The organism is Salinimicrobium oceani (assembly GCF_012037645.1).
This window is the reverse complement of record NZ_JAAVJR010000004.1, coordinates 123545-140284: the sequence shown is the minus strand read 5'-3', so window position 1 is coordinate 140284 and position 16740 is coordinate 123545. Positions and strand designations below refer to the sequence as shown.

Annotated in this window: 19 protein-coding genes; 3 read left to right on the top strand and 16 right to left on the bottom strand. The window is 42.4% G+C overall.

Features of this window, described 5'->3' with window-relative positions:
- Positions 1 to 29 precede the first annotated feature (29 nt).
- The gene (locus HC175_RS08550) at positions 30 to 509 is read left to right on the top strand and encodes a regulatory protein RecX (RefSeq protein ID WP_168138072.1); all 480 of its coding nucleotides are present in this window, start codon (positions 30 to 32) and stop codon (positions 507 to 509) included.
- Here the strand turns inward: HC175_RS08550 and HC175_RS08545 are convergent.
- The 9 genes from HC175_RS08545 to HC175_RS08505 form a co-directional block, all read right to left on the bottom strand.
- Complete coding sequence (locus HC175_RS08545) at positions 506 to 931, bottom strand: ester cyclase (protein WP_168138071.1); 426 nt, start codon at positions 929 to 931, stop codon at positions 506 to 508. The genes HC175_RS08550 and HC175_RS08545 overlap by 4 nt on opposite strands.
- A gap of 129 nt (positions 932 to 1060) precedes the next feature.
- Positions 1061 to 1939, bottom strand: coding sequence for a cupin-like domain-containing protein (locus HC175_RS08540; RefSeq protein ID WP_168138070.1), 879 nt, complete (start codon positions 1937 to 1939; stop codon positions 1061 to 1063).
- 30 nt (positions 1940 to 1969) lie between these two features.
- Positions 1970 to 3064: a biotin synthase BioB gene (bioB, locus tag HC175_RS08535; protein WP_168138069.1), complete on the bottom strand. Its 1095-nt coding sequence runs from the start codon at positions 3062 to 3064 to the stop codon at positions 1970 to 1972.
- A gap of 70 nt (positions 3065 to 3134) precedes the next feature.
- The gene (locus HC175_RS08530; RefSeq protein ID WP_168138068.1) at positions 3135 to 4295 is read right to left on the bottom strand and encodes a beta-ketoacyl synthase N-terminal-like domain-containing protein; all 1161 of its coding nucleotides are present in this window, start codon (positions 4293 to 4295) and stop codon (positions 3135 to 3137) included.
- A 56-nt stretch (positions 4296 to 4351) separates the two neighbouring features.
- Entirely contained in the window at positions 4352 to 4939 is a 588-nt protein-coding gene (locus HC175_RS08525; protein ID WP_168138067.1) for an SET domain-containing protein, read from the bottom strand.
- A gap of 68 nt (positions 4940 to 5007) precedes the next feature.
- Positions 5008 to 6288, bottom strand: a complete 1281-nt coding sequence (gene bioA / locus HC175_RS08520; RefSeq protein ID WP_168138066.1) for an adenosylmethionine--8-amino-7-oxononanoate transaminase — start codon at positions 6286 to 6288, stop codon at positions 5008 to 5010.
- A 2-nt stretch (positions 6289 to 6290) separates the two neighbouring features.
- On the bottom strand, positions 6291 to 6908 hold the full coding sequence (gene bioD, locus HC175_RS08515; protein WP_168138065.1) for a dethiobiotin synthase: 618 nt from the start codon (positions 6906 to 6908) through the stop codon (positions 6291 to 6293).
- Entirely contained in the window at positions 6905 to 7318 is a 414-nt protein-coding gene (locus tag HC175_RS08510; RefSeq protein ID WP_168138064.1) for a DUF2007 domain-containing protein, read from the bottom strand. The genes bioD and HC175_RS08510 overlap by 4 nt, the downstream gene beginning before the upstream one ends.
- Positions 7315 to 8448, bottom strand: a complete 1134-nt coding sequence (locus tag HC175_RS08505; RefSeq protein WP_168138063.1) for an aminotransferase class I/II-fold pyridoxal phosphate-dependent enzyme — start codon at positions 8446 to 8448, stop codon at positions 7315 to 7317. Before HC175_RS08505 ends, HC175_RS08510 begins: the two co-directional genes overlap by 4 nt.
- Positions 8449 to 8474: 26 nt before the next feature.
- Between HC175_RS08505 and HC175_RS08500 the strand changes: the two genes are divergently transcribed.
- Positions 8475 to 8924: an MgtC/SapB family protein gene (locus HC175_RS08500; protein WP_168138062.1), complete on the top strand. Its 450-nt coding sequence runs from the start codon at positions 8475 to 8477 to the stop codon at positions 8922 to 8924.
- On the opposite strand, the gene mnhG is transcribed toward HC175_RS08500, so the two are convergent.
- Genes mnhG through HC175_RS08465 form a run of 7 tightly spaced genes read right to left on the bottom strand, consistent with a single transcriptional unit; the run spans position 8921 to position 14654 of the window.
- Positions 8921 to 9304 carry a monovalent cation/H(+) antiporter subunit G gene (mnhG, locus tag HC175_RS08495; RefSeq protein WP_168138061.1) on the bottom strand — a complete coding sequence of 128 codons (384 nt, stop codon included), beginning with the start codon at positions 9302 to 9304 and terminating at the stop codon, positions 8921 to 8923. The two genes, HC175_RS08500 and mnhG, sit on opposite strands and share 4 nt — an antisense overlap.
- Positions 9304 to 9576, bottom strand: coding sequence for a cation:proton antiporter (locus tag HC175_RS08490; protein ID WP_168138060.1), 273 nt, complete (start codon positions 9574 to 9576; stop codon positions 9304 to 9306). The genes mnhG and HC175_RS08490 overlap by 1 nt, the downstream gene beginning before the upstream one ends.
- Positions 9573 to 10049, bottom strand: coding sequence for a Na+/H+ antiporter subunit E (locus HC175_RS08485; RefSeq protein WP_168138059.1), 477 nt, complete (start codon positions 10047 to 10049; stop codon positions 9573 to 9575). Before HC175_RS08485 ends, HC175_RS08490 begins: the two co-directional genes overlap by 4 nt.
- 6 nt (positions 10050 to 10055) lie before the next feature.
- On the bottom strand, positions 10056 to 11564 hold the full coding sequence (locus HC175_RS08480; RefSeq protein WP_168138058.1) for a proton-conducting transporter transmembrane domain-containing protein: 1509 nt from the start codon (positions 11562 to 11564) through the stop codon (positions 10056 to 10058).
- Positions 11561 to 11914 carry a Na+/H+ antiporter subunit C gene (locus HC175_RS08475; protein ID WP_168138057.1) on the bottom strand — a complete coding sequence of 118 codons (354 nt, stop codon included), beginning with the start codon at positions 11912 to 11914 and terminating at the stop codon, positions 11561 to 11563. Before HC175_RS08475 ends, HC175_RS08480 begins: the two co-directional genes overlap by 4 nt.
- Before the next feature lie 4 nt (positions 11915 to 11918).
- Positions 11919 to 12332 carry a Na+/H+ antiporter subunit B gene (locus HC175_RS08470; protein ID WP_168138056.1) on the bottom strand — a complete coding sequence of 138 codons (414 nt, stop codon included), beginning with the start codon at positions 12330 to 12332 and terminating at the stop codon, positions 11919 to 11921.
- Between the two features lie 3 nt (positions 12333 to 12335).
- The gene (locus HC175_RS08465; RefSeq protein ID WP_168138055.1) at positions 12336 to 14654 is read right to left on the bottom strand and encodes a putative monovalent cation/H+ antiporter subunit A; all 2319 of its coding nucleotides are present in this window, start codon (positions 14652 to 14654) and stop codon (positions 12336 to 12338) included.
- A gap of 312 nt (positions 14655 to 14966) precedes the next feature.
- Between HC175_RS08465 and HC175_RS08460 the strand changes: the two genes are divergently transcribed.
- Positions 14967 to 16739 carry a M61 family metallopeptidase gene (locus HC175_RS08460; protein WP_168138054.1) on the top strand — a complete coding sequence of 591 codons (1773 nt, stop codon included), beginning with the start codon at positions 14967 to 14969 and terminating at the stop codon, positions 16737 to 16739.
- Position 16740 lies beyond the last annotated feature (1 nt).

The following is a 16740-nucleotide window of genomic DNA, read 5'->3' as shown; positions in this document are numbered from 1 at the left end:
TTTTAGACCTAGAATCTTGAATCTAAATTTTGAATAAGGAATCCGGAAAATCTTATACTGTCAAGGAAGCTACTTTTAAGCTCATGCAATACTGTGCCTATCGGGATCGCTCGCAAAAAGAAGTGGAAGATAAACTAGTAGAGATGCGTATGATACCCGTAGCAAGGGAGGAGATCATTATTAAACTTATGCAGGAGAATTTCCTGAACGAAGAACGTTTTGCACGCAGCTTTGTCAGAGGTAAATTCCGTATCAAGAAATGGGGGCGCTATAAGATCAAACAAGAACTCAAACTTAGGGAAATATCGTCACCGATCATTAAACTGGCCATGACCGAGATCAATGAGACTGAATACAGGAATACCCTCTATACTCTGGCCGAAAAAAAGCTTAACCTTCTTTCTGAAACCGATATTTATAAATTAAAAAAGAAGCTGTCCGACCATCTTTTGAGGAAAGGCTACGAATCTGCCCTTGTCTTCCAGACGGTAGATGAAATTACGGGCTAAGGCTTTCTTATAGTTACTTCTGCGCCTATTTGCTTCAGGATTCCCAGCTCATCACTACTTCCCCACCTTTCTACCATTTTCCCATTTTCAAATCGGCTTATTTGCATTCCTCTTACTTCTATGGGTTTATTTGTAGCACCTACACCCATAAAATCTCCTTGATGTGTCCCGGTAAGGGTATAGGCAAAAGCGACATTATCTTCATCTGCAACCAGCTGTTCCACCTCAACCTGCATATCTGGAAAGGCATTCCGCATCATGGTGAAGAAGTCAATATAACCTTGCGGGCCAGATGCTTGATTGGGTGCAGGATCGTGATCCTTTACATCCTGCGAAACAAGATCCCTCAAGTTATCTAAATTTCCACTATTAATTGCATCTCCAAATTTTTGCTGTACTTCTTTGTTCTCTTCTCTTGACATCTTAGATTAATTTTGATTAACCCATTTAAGATCAATATTATAAAGAGAATTTAAAACTAAAATTTCCCCAATTGGCTTAGATTAACAGGACTTAACAACAAATTAAAAACGATTTCTGAAATTGTTGACTTAAGAAACTTTGTCCCTGTCGTTGGTTTTTTCCAAAGCCTGTCTGTTCTTATAATCGATCCATTTTTGCCCTTTCCACTGTCTCATAAGATTATCAAAATGACGCATAAAGAAGAGGTTGTAAAGCGCCTTGCTCAAGTGAGGAAGGTTCCTTGGGGCAGCACGTAAGCTCATGGAAAAGCCGGGTGTTAGGTAGGTCATTTGATGCCAGTAACCTTCTGGCATATACAGCGTTTCACCATGCTGTAATTCTGTGACCATTCCCTTAGCCTTTTTAAGCGCCGGAAATTTCTCGAAATCCGGTTCAGTAAAATCAATATCCTCTCTCGCGATCAAAGCGTGAGGAACTTTATAAAGATATTTTGTCTGGGAAGGTGGAAAGAGAATACAGCGCTTACTCCCGTGAAAATGGAAATGCAGGATATTAGCCAGGTCTATGTCGTAATGCATGAAGACCTTTGAATTCTCTCCCCCAAAAAACAACATCGGGATCTGCTTAAGAAGCCGTAGCCCAACTTTTGGGTACTCAAAATCCTTCTGTAATGCCGGTACTTCCCGCAGTAAATGGTACAAAAAGATCCTGTAGCTGGTTGGGCCCTGTTCGAGCAGGTCCAGATACTCCGCCATCTTCATATGAAGATGTGGCTCATTAAATTTATATTCTGAAGAAATATTCTTTCTCCCGTCAAAAAGAGGAACTGTTTTTTCTCCGGCTACTTTTCTTATATAATCTATGTTCCACTTCTTATATGCCGGCCAGTCATCAATGAGATGTTCTATCACAACCGGCTTTTGAGGCTTTACATACCTCTCTAAAAAGTCATTTTTTGAGATCTTTTTTTCTCGAGGGATTTCAGCTAAATCAAGTCTCTCTTTCATCTTTCCCTTTTTACAGTTTTCCTGAAGTGCCTATACCTTGGGCTCCTTCTTATACTGCGCAGCCAGGTTCCTTTCAATGACATGTCCCGGCCTGGTCCATCGCGGTTTTTCTCCCAATGCCTGGTACTGTGAATTCTGCGCATCTACCGTCTCGGGTTGTGCCTTCTTGACAAACGGCTTTTGAGGCTGAAGTCCCAGAAGTTTGAACATTTCCATGTCTTCATTTACATCGGGATTGGGTGTGGTCAATAGCTTATCACCGGCAAAGATCGAATTTGCTCCCGCAAAGAAACACGTGGCCTGCCCTTCCCTGCTCATCTGAGTTCTACCCGCAGAAAGCCTTACCTGAGTTTCGGGCATTACAATACGTGTGGTTGCAATCATTCGTACCATTTCCCAGATCGAAATTGGCTCCTGCTCTTCCATGGGAGTACCTTCAACAGCCACCAGCGCATTGATGGGCACAGATTCGGGCTGCGGATTAAGTGTAGAAAGGGCTACCAGCATCCCTGCACGGTCTTCTGCACTTTCCCCCATTCCAATAATTCCGCCGCTGCATACCGTCACGGCAGTTTTTCGCACGTTCTCTATCGTATCCAGCCGGTCCTGGTATCCACGGGTAGAAATTACTTCCTTATAATATTCTTCGGAAGAATCAAGATTATGGTTGTAGGCGTATAATCCGGCTTCTGCAAGCCTCTTCGCCTGATTCTCGGTGATCATTCCCAAGGTACAGCATACCTCCATCCCAAGCCTGTTGATGGTTCTTACCATTTCAAGCACATCGTCAAATTCCTGCCCATCCTTTACGTTTCTCCAGGCAGCACCCATGCAAACGCGCGAACTTCCCGCTTCCTTAGCTCTAAGTGCCTGAGCCTTGACCTGGTTCACGCTCATTAGGTCATTCCCTTCCACATTTGTATGGTATCTGGCAGCCTGTGGACAATAGCCACAATCTTCAGAACAACCCCCGGTTTTTATGGAGAGCAACGTGGAAACCTGCACCGTATTTGGGTCATGGTGTTCCCGATGCACTGAAGCCGCCGCGTAGAGCAGATCCATAAAAGGTTGATTATATATTTTTAAGATTTCTTCTTTTGTCCAGTCGTGTCTAGTCATTGCCATGAAACATTATTTATTCAAAAATAACAAAAGCCTCTGTTTAGAAGGGCTAATTAGAAAAGTTTTCTTCAAACTACTGCGGAAGGGCTACAATTACGGAAACTGCATTCCCTCCAAAACCTACTGCGTTTACCATGATCTTCTCCATCTTTTCTGGCTGCTTCGCTTCTGAAAGGTAGGGTACCGGAATAAATTCCTGGTGTTGTAACATCATTACAGCCAGCTCAAGACTTAGTATTCCAGATGCTCCATAGGTGTGACCCAGTTTCCATTTATTGGTAGTCAAAGCTGGAAGATCATCTCCAAAAATGCCTTTTAAGGCCTCGACTTCAGAAAGATCTCCTTTTATAGTTCCCGGGGCATGCATTACTACCACGTCAATATCCTCGGGAGAAAGATCGCCAAGAGCCATGCTCATGGACTTTTGAAATGCAGAACCGTTTGCCGAAATAGAAACTGAATGCTTCAGCTCCTCTGTGGCATATCCAATTCCTAAAACAACAGCTATGGCATTGTCAAGCTGCCCAGCTTCCAAACAAGCCACAGCAGCAGCTTCCCCAAGCACCATCGAATTTTGCCCTTTTTGAAGATTCAGTGCCTGGCAAGGATAGTCAAGATCCTGCCGGGCATTGATCTTCATTGCCTGTACCTGCGCCATTGTAAAAGGCGTTAAGGCCGCCTCGCTGCCACCGGCAAGAAATTTTTTAGCCATTCCCGACCTTAGCCAGGCTACTGCATTTAATATGGCGTGAAGCCCTGTGGAACAGGTAACCGAGTGAGATATTTCAGGACCACTGCTCTGCAGGTCCTGAGCTACCCATGAAGATATATTTCCAAGAGTTGTGCTGGGAGATGAGAGTGTTGCTGCTCTCCCCAACTCCATAAATTCCTGATAATGTTTCTCGAAGAGAGAAGTTGCCCCTCTCGAACTACCAATATTGATCCCTACCTCGGTTCCTTTTCGCCAACCTGCTTTCTCAATAGCAATTCGCGAGGCATAGATCGCGTACAAGACAGAGTCATCTACAGCCTGCAAATTCGCACTTGCTGCTCGCAGCTCATCAATTTCCAGTTTTAGGTCACGAGGCAGATAGGCCGCAAAAGCCTCATTCCCATTGAAATTTGATTTTCTAAGAAAATGATTAGGAGTTTTATAATGCTTCCAGACTTCTCCAGGCGTCGATCCCAATGCAGAGACAGAAGCCATGGAGGTAATTGAAACAAGAGTATTCAAAACGATTTTTTTGACAAAATTAGGGGTATAATTGTCATTTTTGGCCCTGCTGCAATTTATTTTTCTTTGTAGTAAAGATTAAGAATAGAATCTAAAGGCCGGTTTTCTCTCAGGCTCTTGAGTACTTTCTCCAGGACTGGAGTGGGAACAAGATTCTTTAATGGCTGCTCCACCGTTTCAAAACTCTGAAAGGCTTCCTGCAGCTGTTTATCCCATTTTTCATGAAATTTTAGAAGATCATCCGGGTAAACAGTATCTCTCCCGGTGCCTTCATCAACTGCTTTAAATGGCTCTGAAATATTGAGGTAACCATAATCATCGGTCAGCTGCTCTCCTGGCTGGATATCTCTCACTGCGATCTCAAAATCATATGCCGAAGAGAGACAGGTGGCATTAAAACTATGATTTACATATTTTGCCTGGTCCCAGCAAAGCACAAGCTGCCCTTTGTTATTCCGGAAAGAGAATTTCTCTACCTGCTGTTGCATTTCGGGATGCATATTTTCTACCTCAGCCGCTGTCAAGATCCTGTCGAGATCATCCTGAACCCATGTGATGGTGCCACGAGGAATGAACTTCTTTGCCACCACACCATATCCAATAACTTCATTAATAAACCGAACTTCTGTATCGGGATGCATCATAATTGATAGTTTTATCTATCCTAAAATACAAAAATGCACTTCCCGAAATCTTAAAATATACTTACAGTTTAAAATTTCTTCAAAGCCCTGTCAATGCTCGAATAGATCCTTTCTAATTGGGGATCGGTGATCACATATGGCGCCAGAATGTATATGGTATTTCCAAGAGGCCTCAGAAAAACTCCCTCTTCCATAAAGTGGGAATACAACTTGTTGCGGAGATTTCCATAGCGTTCCATTTCAACATCAAGCTCAAAAGCCAAGATCACTCCTAATTGTCGCAGATTCTTTACTTTTAGTTCATTCTTCAGCTTATTTGCATAATTGCGGTGTGAAGCCTCTACTCTTTTGATGTTCGACTGCATTTCAGCAGACTGAAGCAATTCTATTCCTGCTAAAGCCGCAGTACAGGCCAGGGGATTCGCAGTATAGGTGTGACCATGAAAAAGACCCTTCGAAATTTCTTCAGAATAAAACGCCTCGAATACTGCCCTGGTACATGATGTCACGGCCATTGGCAGCAAGCCAGCTGTTAGAGCCTTAGACATACAAATAATGTCTGGCTTCTCGCTAAGATAGTCTGAAGCAAAGTTTTTCCCTGTTTTTCCAAAACCCGTCATCACTTCATCTGCAATGCTGAGGATCTGATGCTGTTTGCAGAGTTTCAGAATTTGGTCTAAGCCATCAGCATCTACGAATTTCATTCCTGCCGCTCCCTGTACAAGAGGTTCATAAATAAAACCCGCAATATTATTTTCAGCTATAAGTCCCTGCAGCTGGGATAGGACCTTCTGGTTGTTTTCACCTACAGGAACCGGTAATCGCAGCACCTTCAGAAAGTGCTCCTCAAAGGCTCCATTATATACCGAAAGTCCTGATACCGACATGGCTCCAAAAGTATCTCCGTGAAAACCCTCCTCAAAAGCCAGAAGCACCTTCCGGTCATTCCCAAGATTATGATGATACTGCAGCGCCATTTTTATTCCTATCTCTGTTGCAGTTGAGCCATTATCACTAAAGAATAACTTTTCTTGATTCTGGGGTAAAATCTGTATGAGGGCTTCAGACAGGGCGACGGCAGGTTCATGAGTAAAGCCGCTAAATACCACCTGGTCAAGCTTCTGCATCTGGGCGGCCACCTTTTGGGTGATCATCTCATTACAATGTCCGTAAACCGCAGTATACCAGCTCGCTATACCATCAATATACTCCTTTCCATCTTCATCAATTAAAATGGCTCCTTTTGCCTTTGCAATGGCCAGCATCTCGCCCGATGTTTTATGCTGCGTCAAAGGATGCCAAAGGTGCTTTTTATCCCGTTGCGATATGGTTTGATCCTGATTGTTCATTCTTATTTCAAGTTATTCCTGAATTTCTCTGCATATTCCAGAACCACGTTCTTGTCAAAATAAGGCTCTGTTTCGATCCTCCCAATCACCGGAAGGCCCGTCATTTTAATAATTATTTCTTCGGTAGATAGATTTTCTTCCCCGCTAAAGATGATGCCCGCGCAGGTAAGATTCCTCGCCCTTAGAGCTTCAACGGTTAAGAGTGTATGGTTGATGCTCCCAAGATAATGTCTCGATACAAGGATCACCTTATATTCCGGTTTTATAAGGTCAGCTATGGTCTGGTGATCATTGATGGGAACTAGTAATCCTCCGGCACCTTCTATAACCAGGGAATTCCTGGTTTCTGGCTCCACTACTTCATTTGCATGTATCTCAATTTCATCGATTTTCGCCGCCGCATGCGGGCTCATTGGAGTCTTTAGGGCAAAGGCATTCTGGTGAAAGACTGTCTTTTTATTGGAAATAAGCCGCTTAACTTTATGAGTGTCAGAATCCCGGAGATCTCCCGCCTGGATTGGCTTCCAGTAATCGGCTTCAAGCGCTTCAGTAATAATGGCCGCGGCAATAGTTTTTCCCACCTCTGTTCCTATGCCGGTTATAAAATATTTTTGTGTCATTTCAGGTCAAATTTCATATTACAGGTTCTGCAATGATAATCTCGTTTAATATAAATGGGCAGTGCATTAAAGAGAAAAGAAAGTCCGAAAAAGAAAATAGATCTAAAACCTTTTACTTTGGTCAATAATTCTACTTCCTTACTATTACAATACTGGCATTGGAGATCCAGACCTTCATCGTCTACAGCAAATTTTTTGATCGAGTTCAGGACATGTAATGCGCCTGTCTCATCTTCTTTTCGCACATTTAGTTTTACCCCGCCAATGGCGTTGCTTACCAAAGGATCTGTGTCGATAGTGTGATTATCTGTCAGGAAACATTCAAATCCTTCAGACTGGAGTCTTCCTTTTATGATCTCTGCTTCTGCTGAATACTGAAAGACCGCCACTGTTGAAAAGAAACCACTCATATTCTCGTTATTAACTTGATTAATTGTCCAATTTCATCTTCTGAATTATAGCTGTGCAAGCAAATTCGCAGCCGTTCCTGGCCTGCAGGTACAGTAGGCGAAAGTATTGGCCTCACATCAAATTTCTCCTCCTGAAGTTTCCCTGCTATTGCCTTAACTTCTGAATTTCCCGAAACCACACATGCCTGAATTGCAGAATCGCTTTCTAAAAACTGCTTCTGAAATCCCTTTTTTGACACCTCAGCTTTAAAGTATTTAATGTTGGCCTGAAGCTTTTCCCGCTCCACACTCCCATTTGTTTTCAGCTGCTCATAAGCTGCCAGAACAGATGCTACAGAGTGCGGCGGAAGTGCTGTACTGTAAATTAGACTTCGGGCGAAATTGACCAGAAATGATTTTAACGTACCAGAACCAAGGATTGCAGCTCCATGCACCCCCATTGCCTTTCCAAAAGTTATTAGCCGTGCAAATACCTGCTCTTCGAGTTCGGCTTCAGCAATAAGTCCGGGACCGTGTACTCCGGCAGCATGAGCTTCATCGACGACCAAGTGAAAAGAATTTTCAGTAGCAAAATTTGCAAAAGAGACTAAAGGTGGCGTATCGCCATCCATAGAAAAGATACTTTCGGTAACAATATATACCTCTCCAAAAATGTCATTTTTGAGCCTGCTTATTTTTTCTCGTAGATCATCCAGGTCATTATGCCTGAACTTGAATGCCTTTGCCTGACTTAAATGAATGCCATCTCTTATGGAGGCATGTATGAGCTCATCGAAAAAGATCACATCCCCTCTTCCCGGCACTGCCGAGAAGAATCCGATGTTTGCGTCATATCCGGAATTAAAAATCAGCGCAGCTTCAGCCTTGTGGTATTCGGCGACAGTTATCTCGGCCAGCGGATAGAGCTCATGATTTCCTGTAAGTAATCTTGAACCGCCTGCGCCGTTAAAAAGAACTCCTTGCTCTTCCAGAATTTCCCCTGCACGTCGATATATTTCTTTATTCCGCGCAAAGCCGAGATAGTCATTTGAAGAAAAATCTACAGCATCTTTAGAAAATTTTAATTCTCTAAAAGAGCCGGCGGTTTTTCTCTTCTCAAGGCTTTTGACTACTTTTAATGGTAACCTCATATAAGAACAAAATTACTAATTAATATATGGAGCTATTCGAATTTGGATTGAGAATTGGAGCAGCCTTGATTTCGGGCCTGTTCATTGGTATGGAACGTGAAATACACAATAAAAATGCTGGTCTCAAGACCAATGCACTCGTTGCACTTGGTGCTGCCAGTTTTGTTCTTATTTCGCTCCACTTTGAAGGGGAACCATATGTTGATACAACCCGGGTACTGGGGCAGGTGGTGACAGGAATAGGATTTATTGGGGCTGGTGTCATACTGCACAAAGGAACAGTAGTAAGAGGTCTCACAACCGCAGCGACAGTATGGTGTAGTGCAGGAGCTGGCTGTCTTGCGGCCATTGGCGAATTCCAGGAGCTTTTTCTCCTTACCGCCATCATAGTTCTTGTAAATATCTTATTTAATCCCGTAGACAGATTTATCGCCCGCATATTCGGGCACAAGGAGGAGGACAGGACAGATGATTAATGGTCTTCCTTATGCTTATCCATATTGCGTGGAAGGCTGAAATTCTTTCCGGTTTTGCGGTATTTCCCTTCCAGATCATCCATCACCGTCTTTTCCCATAGCTGGTTTCCAGTGATATATGCAGCTTTACCAATTAAATGCGCACCCACCGGCGCCGTGAGCAAAATAAATATGATTACCGCAAGCACACGGGTAGTAGTTGAAAGATCATTAAAATAAATGGCCGCAGCTACCATGATCAAGCCAATTCCAAGGGTCGCCGCCTTAGTAGTAACTGCCATTCTTAAATAAGTATCGGGCATGCGAAGTATTCCTACCCCTGCGAGCAGCACGAATAGTGTTCCTAGTGTGGCAATAATGCCTATAAAAGTATCTGTCATTACTTGTTCTTTCGTTTCTGAATATAATAAGAGTAAGCAACTGTAGCCAGGAAGCCTATCAACGCCAGGATCAATGCAATGTCCAGAAAAGTTGGCTGGTGTGTAAGAATACTGTAAATCGCGATTATCCCAATTCCAATAGTAACCAAAAGATCTACCGCAACCACGCGATCGGAGATCGAAGGCCCCTTAAAAAACCTGATGAACACTAGCAGGATCGAAAGCGACAACACCGGCAGAATGATATAATATAAATAATCGTCTAAGGTCATGAAGAGATCTCTAAAATGCGTTTTTCAAATCCATTTTTAATTTCCTTTACAAAATCTTCCCTATTGGTGATGTACATGGAATATACGTATAGCACCTTTTTATCTTCAGAGACATCTAGACTAAGTGTCCCCGGAGTGAGGGTAATGAGATTGGCAAGCATAGTTATTTGCCCGTCTGACTGCACGTCCAGCGGCACCCCAACAATTCCCGGTTTCATATGGAAACTGGGAGTTCCCACTTCCCATGCCACCTGCACATTTGCCTTTACCAGTTGATAGATAAAGTAAAAGAAAAAGGAAATTAACTTAGGTACCAGCTTAAAATACCTGGCTTTTGCTGCGCCCCTGGTAATTACGAAAAGTAAAAAATAACTTAGTACAAAACCAAAGAAGATGTTGGCAAAGGAAAAGCCTCCGGTAAGGGCAACCCAGATAAATGTGAGCAGTAAATTTGCTAAAAACCGGTTTTTCATTTTCTTTTATTTTCTAAGTACGGCGTTGATGTATTCCTGATTATCCAATAATTCAAAGGCAATTCTGTTAGCCAGGGTTTGAATGTTCTCTGCTCCAAATCCAAGGTACAGACTAATGAAGGAAAGCATAATAATAGGCGCTACCATTTGTACCTTTTTTACCTTTGACAAATTCTTAAAATACGGAAAATTCCTGAGTTGAGGCAGTTTCTCTCCTGACTTCCAGAAAACTTCTCCCCACATTTTAACGATCACAAAAAGGGTCACGAAACTCGCGAACAAGATCCCAACGATCACCATATAATTGCCGGTACTCCAGCCTTCTCCAACCAGGGAAAGCTTAGGCCAGAATCCTGAAAGTGGTGGAATTCCCACCAACGAAAAAATAGGAATAGCAAACAGAAGGCTCATCTTAGGATGATCTGCATAAAAATCTCCCAGTTTCCTGATGTTATGATTAGCTTTGATCTTATAGATCACTCCGCTCACCATGAATAAGTTCGTTTTTACAAGAATATCATGTATCAAATAGAAAACAGCTCCTGCAATTGCCATTTCGGTCATCATTCCCAAACCTGCAATCATATATCCAATATGGCAAATTACCAGGTAAGAAAAGATCTTCCTGATGTTATTCTGCACAATGGCTCCAACAGCACCGCTAAATAGTGTAAGTACAGCTACTGCCAGCAATACGTTCTCCAGGAAGGGATCAATCTCGAAGATCAGGGTGAATACCCGCACCAGGGCATAAACTCCCACCTTGGTAAGTAAGCCTCCAAAAATGGCAGAAACTGCCGAAGGCGGTGTATGATAAGATGCCGGTAGCCAGAAATACAGTGGAAATAAAGCAGATTTTATTCCGAAGCCAACGAGGAACAGCAGGGCATTTACCTGTACCAGAGTCCTGTTTTCGACTTCGGCCACTTTAGATGCAAGATCGGCCATGTTCAGACTTCCGGTGAGACCGTATAGAACGGCAATGGCTGTAAGAAATACTATAGATGCCAGGATATTAAGGGTGAAGTATTTCACTGCTCCCTCAAGCTGCGCCTTTTCTCCTCCAATGGTCAATAATACGAAGGAAGTAATGATGATGATCTCAAACCATACGTAAAGGTTAAATATGTCACCGGTAAGAAAAGCACCATTCAATCCCAGTAGCAGAAAATGAAAAATAGGAAAAAACCCAAATTTCAGTCTAGGTTTAATAACAGAACCTGCCGAAAAGCTTGAAACTGCGAGCCCGGCAATAGCAGTGAGCAATACGAGCGTAGCTGCAAAGGTATCGGCAACAAAGGTAATTCCGAAGGGAGCTTCCCAATTCCCAGCCTGTATTGTGAGTGTGCCGTCATTCCATACAGAAATGAAAAGCCATACAGCCACTCCCAGGTTAAGGATGCTTCCGGAGATACTGATAATTCTTTGCCAGTTAATTCTGCTCCACAATGCCATGAGAATGATGGCAAGAAGCATTTGCACTATGAGGGGATATATAACTATCTGTGGAATCATGAGTATTCGTCTGTTGCGTTCATTTCATCAAGGTCATCAGTCTTGACCACCTTGTGCGCTCTCTTTACAAGTACAATTGCAAAAGATTGTAAACCGAAACTAATAACAATGGCTGTTAAAATTAAGGCCTGCGGCAGGGGATCTGAATAGGCATCTAGAAAAACCTTAGAATCTCCAGGAATAATAGGAGGTGATCCTTTTGCGATCCTTCCAAGAAGAAAAATGAGCAGATTTGCCCCGTTTCCTAAAAGAATGATCCCAATGATCAACTTCACAAGGCTTCGTCTTAAGATCATATAGATCCCAGAGGCATATAGTGTTCCAATGATAATAGCTAAAAGTATTTCCATTGATCTAAGTTGATTCTGAAATTGAAAAAATTATTGTGAGGGTAACGCCCTGCACTACCAGATATACGCCAATATCAAAAAACAAGGCCGAACCTAAGTTTCCAACAATGGGTAGTGAATCTGGGTACCACAACCCCGTCATAAAAGGTTTTCCTGCAAAGATCATGGGAGCAACACCACTAAAGAAAGACACTGCAAGCCCGGCGGGCATAAGAAAACCTGGATGAAATCTCAGGAGCTTTCGTGTATCTCCAAGACCATTGGCAAAAGCGTGCAGCACCCATGCAATAGACGCGATCAAACCGCCTACAAATCCTCCTCCTGGAAGATAGTGCCCCCGCAACAAAATGAATACCGAAAACAAAAGCAGTAACGGAAGCATATAGTTGGATGCAGTACGTAAAATTATTGTCTTCATTTCTTAATCTTTTAATTCCCGGTCATCTCTTCTTAACCTCAACTTTAGCAAACTAAAGACCCCTATTGCAGCAATAGTAAGCACCGAAATTTCCATAAGCGTATCAACTCCTCTAAAATCTACCAGAATAACGTTCACCACGTTCTTCCCCTTTGCCAGAACATAAGAATTTTCGGCATAAAAATTACTGATCTCCTTATCCACCGGCTCTCCTAGAACCTGTAATGCTATTAGAGTGATCATAATTCCGAAGGAAATGGACAGGACACCGTCAATTATTTTCATCTTATAATCTGAAATGGAAAGATATTTCGGTAAACTCGATAGTACCAGCACGAACAGAATAACCGTAAGTGTATCTATTGAGAATTGCGTCATAGCAAGATCGGGCGCACTGTAGATCACGAACATCAGGCAGATGGCGTAACCCACTACCCCCATTGCAACAACAGCTGTTAACCTTGATCTGGATCCCACCACAAAAAGAATAGCTAAGAACATGATCCCCATAATGATCATCTCGTAATAGGTCATTCTGGAAAAAGAAGAAAGATCAAGAGGAATTTGATTCTGGTTCGTAAACATTGCGTATCCAACAAGTACTACCAGAAATAAAATGATGGTCGAAACATAGTTTCTCAAAAAGCCATTCTGAAAGATACGTGTCCACCAGTTTGCAAATTCCCTGAATCCATTCCCGAAACCAATGATCAAATTCAATGGTGAAATTGAGTCCAGACGTGCAATTCCTTTTTCCTTTTTTGCTGAAGGCTTGAAAAATATATAAAGAAGGACCCCTAAGGCCAAAGTAACTGCACTAAGTCCCAGGACTAAATTAAAGCCATGCCATAGCTTCAAATGCACTGCGTTCCCATTAAGACCAACAGCATTTACAAATGGTTTAACTATTGATTGATCAATAAGGCCAGGAAAAATTCCGAAAATGATGCCAAGAATTGCCAGTAATAAAGGAGGTGTCCACATTAAAAAGCTGGGCAGGTGAACTTTTGAATATTCTTCTGGTAATTTTCCGGTGAAGGGTTTTATGCCGGCTACAAATCCCGCATAGAGAATTAAGACGTTAGTGGCAATCGCCAGGATGGTAAGTGCGACAGACCAGGATTCGAAGTGAAGGGTAGATTCATAAACGAGATCCTTCCCCACAAATCCGACGGTAGGTGGCATTCCCGCACTGGATACTGCAGCCAAAAAACCTGCGATAGCAACAGGTAACATTACCTTCCGCAGTCCTGCGAGACGTGTGACATCTCTACTTCCGGTTTCGTGATCGATTATCCCCGTAACGAGGAAGAGCGTCGCTTTATACAGGGCGTGCACAACAATATATACAGCAGCAGCTGTAAGGGCATACTGAGTACCTAACCCAATGAGAAATACCAAAAGTCCGAGCACCGAAATTGTAGAGTATGCAAGAACTCCTTTAAGATCTGTTCGAAACAGCGTGTGAACTGCAGCATAAAACATTGTGACACCCCCAACCGTTAACAAAGTTGTGTGCCATAATTCCTCACCTCCTAAAACAGGGGTGAATCTCAATAAAAGATATATTCCCGCTTTTACCATAGTAGCCGAGTGCAGATAGGTAGAAACAGGGGTGGGTGCTTTCATAGCTCCCGGAAGCCAGAAATGAAAAGGAAACTGGGCAGATTTTGTAAAGGCAGCTCCAAAAAGCAGGATCACTATCCATGTATAATATTCATCCTGAACAATTGTATTGCTTAGCTCCACCATTTCGGTAATGCTGTAAGTTCCAGCCACGTTGCCAAGCAAAAGAGCTCCCGCAAGCAATAAGAACCCTCCAGAACCTGTAATAGCAAGGGCGAGAATAGCCGACTTTCTGGAAGCCTCACTTGTGTTATTAAACCCAATCAGGAAAAATGAACTAATACTGGTAAGCTCCCAGAAAATGAACATCGAAAGCAGGTTATCACTAAGAACCAGCCCCAGCATTGCTCCCATAAACATTCCCAGGTAACCATAAAAGCGGTCTAAATAATCATGTCCCTTTAAATATGCCGCGGTATAAGTAAAAACCAGAAAACCAATTCCTGTGATCAACAGTGTAAAAAGCAGAGATAGACCGTCAAGGCTGAAATTAAGATTCAGCCCAAGGGAAGGCACCCATTCATAATTTTGTCTAAAGACCTTTCCTTCAGAAATTCCTGGAAGAAATGAAAGGAAATAAATAAACAATGAAAGAGGAATGAGAGCAGAAAGTACAGCAAGTTTCCCTTTAATAAATTTCCCGGCAAAAACCAGGAAAAGAGAAAAGATGAAACCTAAAAGTATAGCTGTTAGCATAGGTGAACGTTCAAAATTCCAAGAAACACAAATATAGCAGGAAAAACTGAGGATTTAAACCAGGCCATACCTTTTTAATAATTGAAAAAAACAATGTAGGAATAGAAGGATCGTTAGAAGATCACCCCTTTAAAATGACATTTTTCAATCTCATTTTTTAAAGCCCTTAGAAAAGAAATCAGGACACCTTGATTCCCAAAGTTTTATAAAAATATCGAAGCGCGCTTTATTGTGTAAGTTGATACTTTAAAAAAAACTCCTCCCCAGCATCCCGCCGATTTTTATATATTTCAACTTCCAAAAAAACAACTTATGCGATTTCTTTTCATCCTCCTCATTTTTAGCTGTACCTGTTTTGCTCAGACGAATTCATACCACATTTCCTTTGAGAATGCAGTTCATCACGAAGCAAATGTAAAGGTGAAATTTCCAGATCTTGAGCAGGAAGATCTTATAGTACGAATGAGTCGCACCTCTCCCGGCCGCTACGCTCTTCATGAATTTGCTAAAAATGTTTATGGAGTAAAGGCAACAAATTCAAAGGGAGAAGCATTGTCTGTTTCCAGACCCGATCCATATTCATGGCGTATAACAGGACACGACGGCACTGTGAATTTAGAGTACACCCTTTTTGCCGACAGGGCCGACGGTACGTATTCCCAAATTGATGAAACTCATGCTCATTTGAATATTCCGGCAACTTTTATATATGCAGAAACCCTTGAGGCCCGACCTGTTGAAGTCTTTTTTGACACTAAAGCTCATCCCGAATGGAAAATTGCTACTCAGCTGAAACCCGAGGGAGGCAACAGATTTTCGGCACCTCATCTTCAGTATTTCATGGACAGTCCTACAGAAATCAGCGATCACGTAGTTGGGAAATTTGATGTCAATGATGCCAACATAAGATTTGTTCTTCACGGGCCCGCAACCAAGGAAGAATTTGAAGAATACTTTGACAAAGTCAAAAAAATAGTAACCGAACAAAAAGCCATTTTTGGCGAGTTACCCGATTTCGATTTTGGCACTTACACCTTTCTAGCATGCTATCTGCCTCATGCATCTGGAGATGGTATGGAGCACCGCAACAGCACGATCCTTACCAGTTCAAGAACCCTTGAAGAAGGAGGAATGGCTGGAAATATTGGCACTGTAGCACATGAATTTTTTCACGCCTGGAATGTGGAAAGGATACGACCGCAGGATCTTGAACCTTTCGATTTTACTGAAGCCAACATGAGCGGACTCCTTTGGTTTGCTGAAGGTTTTACCAGTTATTACACTCCGCTAACACTTGTGAGAGCCGGAATTATTTCCCACGATGATTACGCAAACGGCCTTAATGGAACCTTTAATTATGTATGGAATTCTCCTGCCCGGGAATATTTTAGTCCGGTAGAGATGAGCTATCAGGCTCCTTTTGTAGATGCCGCCACTTCAGTAGATCCAGTTAATCGTGAGAACACTTTCATTTCTTATTATTCCTATGGAAGTATGTTAGGCTTAGCCCTGGATTTACAACTGCGTCAAAAAGGGCTAAATCTGGACAGTTTTATGAAAAATGTTTGGGAGCAGTATGGAAAAAAGGAAAAACCATACACTCTCAACGATCTGCAGACAGTTCTCTCTCAATATGCAGGTGAAAATTTTTCCTCGGAATATTTTGAAAAGTACATTAACGATAGTAAAATACCCGATTTTGACCAGCTGTTCAAACATGTAGGACTGAAAATAGAAAGGACTTCTGGAAATGCCTTTTTTGGCACCTCAGTTCAGGCTGATGAAGATAAATTATACATCACCGGAAATCCTCAGAAGAACACACCCGCCTACAAAGCTGGCCTTGACCGCGGAGACATGATCATTTCGGTAAATGGTTCGGAGATAAAGACGGAAGAAGCCTGGAAGGAAATGCTGGCAAATTCAAAAGCAGGTGATGTTTTGAACCTGGAGATAGAGCGATTTGGAAAGATCATAAAGAAATCTGTGAAGCTCGAGCAAGATCCAACATACAAGATCTCCATTGATGAAAAGGCATCATCAAAAGCAGTGAAAGCGAGAAAAGAATGGCTCGAGGGGAAATAAT